Genomic DNA, 5,046 nt, shown 5'->3' with positions numbered 1-5,046 from the left:
ACGGAAGACCAGGTTGCCGGCCTTATCTGCTTTATAGGCTTTGACCAGTGCCACATCTGCGGTTAATGACTTTTCCAGGATAAATTCTTTACCCTCAAATTCACGGACTTCTTTGCCTTCAGCAACCAATGTGCCGACACCGGTTTGGGTGTAGAAAGCGGGAATTCCAGCACCACCCGCACGCAGTTTTTCTGCCAGTGTGCCTTGGGGCGTCAGCTCTACCTCCAGCTCACCATTTAAATATTGACGTTCAAATTCCTTATTTTCACCGACATAAGAAGAAATCATTTTTTTGATCTGCTTGGTCCGCAACAATTTACCCAAACCAAAGTCATCCACCCCTGCATTATTAGAAATACAGGTCAGGCCGGTGACACCGGTATTTTTTAAGGCTTCTATGAGTGCTTCAGGAATGCCGCATAAACCAAATCCACCGACAGCCAGTGTTTGATGATCTGCCACGATATCCGCTAAAGCTTCCTGAGCATTCACAACGACTTTATTCATCAGAAATCCCTTCCTTTAAAAATTTAAGCATCCATCTTGGCTTCGCGAGCGCTCTGGTCTAATTCATCCGCATGCAAGAAGTGTGTATGTGGAGGCGCGCGTTTGGTTTTGCTCCATTGTTCCAGCATGTCATACTTCATTGCTTCGGTAATCATGGCAATTTTCTGGTGTGCTTTTTCATCATCATAAGCCAGTTCCAGACGATGACCATTTGGATCGAAGAAGTAAATCGAATGGAAAATGCCATGATTGGTAATGCCCAGTACATCCACGCCATTGGCTTCCAGATGTTCTTTGGCCTGAACTAATGCCTGACGATCCTTCACTTTTAAGGCAATGTGCTGTACCCATTTCGGGGTATTTTCATCACGGCCCATTTCCGGTTGAGTTGGCAGTTCAAAGAAGGCCAAGACATTGCCATTACCTGCGTCCAGAAACAGATGCATATACGGGTCGAAAGCCTTGGTAGATGGCACATGATCCTCGGCAAAAGCCAGAATAAAGTCCATATTCAGATTTTTTTTGTACCACTCTACGGTTTCTTTGGCATCTTTACAGCGGTAGGCGACATGGTGAATTTTTTCGATTTGAATAGTCATGGTTATATCCTTATATGTTCTTATGCTGCATCCAGTTGTGCTTCGGGTGCAGCCTTTTGAAAAGCGTCCAGTGAATTGCAATGGGTATAAATCGATTCAATTTTTGGGAAATCTGAAAGATCGATATTGAAACGTTTGGCGTTATATACTTGTGGAATCAGACAGCAATCTGCAAGGCTCGGCTGATCTCCAAAACAGAATTGTCCATTTGAATAAGTTAATTGAGCTTCAAGTGCTTTTAAGCCCGTAATGACCCAGTGTCTGTACCATTCGGTTTTCTGTTCATCGCTGGCATTCAGGGTTTTACTGAGATATTGAAGTACACGCAGGTTATTTAATGGATGAATGTCACAAGTAATATTCAGACTGAAGGCCCGAATCAGCGCACGCTGTTGCAAATTCTTGGGCAACAGGGGAGTTTCTGGAAATTTTTCTTCCAGATATTCAATCATGCTGAGCGACTGGGTCAGCGTGAAATCATCTTCAATTAAGGCAGGGACCAGCTCATTTGGATTAACCCGGCGAAACGTTTCACTATGCTGTTCGCCGCCATTGTTCACCAGATGAATCGGGATATGTTCTGCTTCGAGTCCTTTCAGGTTGAGTGCAATACGAACCCGGTAAGCGGCTGAACTCCGAAAATAGGTATACAGTTGCATGGTTATGATTTCACCTCGGACTATTCAGTAAAACCGAAATCAATTGCTGGCAAGATTTTGCCGCTCACAGCACCGAAACCGATACGAAGGCCATCTTTTTCACAATGACCTTTCATGATTACGGTGTCGCCGTCCTGAATGAAAGTGCGCTGTTCACCATTCGACAAGGTAAGTGGCTTGGTGGCATTCCAGGTAATTTCCAGTAATGAACCATAAGAGTCTGGCGTAGAGCCGGAAATCGTGCCTGAACCCATCAGATCACCAACCTGTACATTACAGCCTGCTATGGTGTGATGAGCTAGCTGCTGTGCCATTGACCAGTACATATATTTAAAATTGGTCTTACAGATCACATCTGCTTGATCTGAATGTTCAGGCTGGATCTCGACAGACAGATTGATGTCATAGCTATTGCTACTGTTGTCTTCACGCAGATAAGTCAGAGGTTTGGGATCTTGAACTGGTGAACTGGTTTTAAACGGTTCAAGTGCTTCCAAAGTGACGACCCATGGCGAGATCGAAGAAGCGAAAGTTTTGGCATTGAATGGACCTAGGGGCACATATTCCCATTGCTGCAAATCGCGCGCCGACCAGTCATTAAATAGCACCATACCAAAAATATGGTCCCAGGCATTTTCAATTGCAATTGGCTTACCTAGATGATTTGGCTTGCCAATAATAAAACCGGTTTCCAGTTCGAAGTCGAGTTTGCGGCATGCAGAAAAGACTGGACGTTCAGAATCCGGTAATTTGATCTGTCCGGATGGACGCACGATTTCTGTACCGCTAACAATTACGGAGCTGGCACGGCCGTTATAACCGACTGGCAGCTCTGACCAGTTGGCTAACAGGGCATTTTTTGGATCGCGGAACATACAGCCGACATTGGTGGCATGTTCTTTTGAGGAATAGAAATCGGTATAGCCCGGGATATGCACCGGTAGATGCATTGTGACGTCTGACTGTTTAAAGAAAACCTGATCACGTAGCTCTTTGTTGTCACGCAATTCAGCATGATCGGCTGAGAGTAACTTTTGTAATTCCGTACGTACTTTAGACCAGTTGGCTTTACCCGACTCAATAAAAGCATTCAAGGTTGGCTGATTAAAAAATTGCTGACCTTCTTTTAGCTTTAAATAACCCTTTGCTTCCAATGCTGCTAGATCAACCACCCATTCTCCAAGTGCCACCCCAGCACGTGGTTGGGTGTTTTGCTTATCACTGAAAATACCGTAAGGCAAGTTTTCTAAAGGGAAATCTGAATCAGGAGCGATGTCGACAAATGACTTTAGACGCGTCGTCATAAATATGAATCCTTTCCGTGGAAAATTTAAGTGCTATACAGAATCATACTTATATTTTTAAATTACGCAATAAATAATTTGATTATGAATAATGTAAATTTGTTAAAATGTGGATATGATCTGAATCTGGGATCAGATTTGGCTGAGCAAGATTTTTGATTTCAGTAGTACAATGGTTTTATAGAGTCATGAAAATTAATGCGTATATGCAGGATGAAACGATGAGCGTTGAGGAAGAAAAATTACAGGGAGGAGTACAGTCTCTAGAAGTAGGATTAACTGTACTCGATGCATTGACTGAACATAATGCACCGATGATGTTAAAAGAGCTGTCAGAAGTCCTGTCCATGCATCCTGCAAAAGTACATCGTTATGTGGTGAGTCTGATACGTAAAGGTTATGCCCAGCAGCTCAGTGATGGACGTTATAGCTTGGGTGAGCGAGCTCATGCATTTGGCGTCAATGCCTTAAAACGTACCGATATGCTGGAATTAACCCAAAAATATATTATGCAGATTCAGCAGCATTTAAATTGCAGTATTCATGTCAGTAAATGGTTTGCCGATGGTGCCGTCGTGGTTCAGTCACTTGAATCTAACCACGTATTTAATATCATTACCCGGGTCGGCTCACGTATGCCTTTACTAAAGTCGGCAACTGGTCGTTTACATGCCTGCCTTCAGCCAGAACACATCATCAAGCCTTTGCTGGAAAAAGAGTGGGCGAGTAGCGCTAAAGCAGATCAATATCCTGCGAACTGGAAAGAATTCTCGCAACTTAAAGAGAAAATTCTACAGCAGGGCTATGCCTCAGTCACTGGCGATATGATGGCAGGCATCCATGCCGTGGCAATTCCAGTGTTTAGCTTTAGTCGCCAGCTCGATCATGTAATTACTTGTATTGGTACCGAAGACCAGTTGCCAGCAGACCAGATGCAAGAAGCTATTGATTATCTGCTTGGAATCCAAAAACAGATTGATGGCTTGTTTAATCCAGAGGTTACTGTCTAAAACTTTCATTTATTGCAGATAAGTTTTCTAAACCTGAACTTATTTCACAGATCCAGATCTGATTCAGGGATTGGATCTTTTTTTATCAAGATTTTGATCGCTAAATAGGATTAAAAATGATTTTATTTTTGCAACACAAAACCAAGATGATCACTCGCTTTTAATTTAAAAAAAGAATAAAGCAAGATCCATAAAAAAGCCTTCCAATATTAGAATTAGAAGGCTTCTAACAACTTAATTATTTCTAAGCAATCAACGGTTCAGCTTCACTTTGCATTTTAATCACAGCTGCCATCGACTCGGCAACATAATCAATATTGCTTAGGTTCAGGCCCGCCGTACACATCCGGCCACTACGAACCAGATAAATCCCGTGATGCTGTTTTAACAGATCCACCTGATCAGCAGTGAGGCCGGTATAACTAAACATGCCTTGCTGCTGGGTCAGGTAAGTAAAATCCAGCTCCGGTAGCGCCTCGGATAATTTTGCTTTGAGTAAGCCACGCATGCGTAAAATACGCTGGCGCATTTCTTCAACTTCAGTTTGCCATTGCTTAAACAGTTCAGGATCATTTAACACCTGACTGACCAATAGAGCGCCATTGGCCGCTGGACTTGAATAAATCCGGCGAACTGTAGCTTTTAACTGCCCTAAAACATTTTGCGCACTGGTGGAATCATCACAGACGAAACTTAAGCTACCAATACGTTCTCCGTATAAAGAGAAGATTTTGGAAAATGAATGGCTGACGATAAAATTCATACCGGCCTGATCGAGTGCACGGATGGCATAAGCATCCTGTTCCAACCCTTGACCAAAACCTTGATACGCCATATCCAGGAAAGGAATTAAAGATTGGGCTTTTAAAACTTCAATGACTTGATCCCACTCATGCGGCTGTAAGTCGGCCCCGGTCGGGTTATGACAACATGGATGTAATAACACAATACTTTGAGCGGGCAGCTG

At 43.2% G+C, this 5,046-nt stretch carries 6 protein-coding genes; 1 reads left to right on the top strand and 5 read right to left on the bottom strand.

From position 1 onward, the window contains the following. The 4 genes from B4033_RS12880 to fahA form a co-directional block, all read right to left on the bottom strand. Positions 1 to 507 (bottom strand): CoA transferase subunit A (locus B4033_RS12880; protein ID WP_286834553.1); only part of this gene is annotated, 507 nt, incomplete at its 3' end. 23 nt (positions 508 to 530) lie between these two features. Beyond that, on the bottom strand, positions 531 to 1,106 hold the full coding sequence (locus tag B4033_RS12875) for a VOC family protein (RefSeq protein WP_286834551.1): 576 nt from the start codon (positions 1,104 to 1,106) through the stop codon (positions 531 to 533). Between the two features lie 20 nt (positions 1,107 to 1,126). After that, entirely contained in the window at positions 1,127 to 1,765 is a 639-nt protein-coding gene (gene maiA, locus B4033_RS12870; RefSeq protein WP_286834550.1) for a maleylacetoacetate isomerase, read from the bottom strand. Between the two features lie 20 nt (positions 1,766 to 1,785). Continuing rightward, entirely contained in the window at positions 1,786 to 3,069 is a 1,284-nt protein-coding gene (fahA, locus tag B4033_RS12865; protein WP_286834548.1) for a fumarylacetoacetase, read from the bottom strand. A 188-nt stretch (positions 3,070 to 3,257) separates the two neighbouring features. Here fahA and B4033_RS12860 point away from each other — a divergent pair, with 188 nt between their 5' ends. Next, positions 3,258 to 4,079, top strand: coding sequence for an IclR family transcriptional regulator (locus tag B4033_RS12860; protein ID WP_286834546.1), 822 nt, complete (start codon positions 3,258 to 3,260; stop codon positions 4,077 to 4,079). A 244-nt stretch (positions 4,080 to 4,323) separates the two neighbouring features. Here the strand turns inward: B4033_RS12860 and B4033_RS12855 are convergent. Then, on the bottom strand, positions 4,324 to 5,046 hold a 723-nt coding region (locus tag B4033_RS12855), incomplete at its 5' end, for an aminotransferase class I/II-fold pyridoxal phosphate-dependent enzyme (RefSeq protein ID WP_286834544.1).

It is taken from the genome of Acinetobacter sp. UBA3132, from assembly GCF_002364825.1.
Lineage (GTDB): Bacteria > Pseudomonadota > Gammaproteobacteria > Pseudomonadales > Moraxellaceae > Acinetobacter > Acinetobacter schindleri.
The sequence above is the reverse complement of the archived record's forward strand: the minus strand, read 5'-3'. Positions and strand labels throughout refer to the sequence as shown.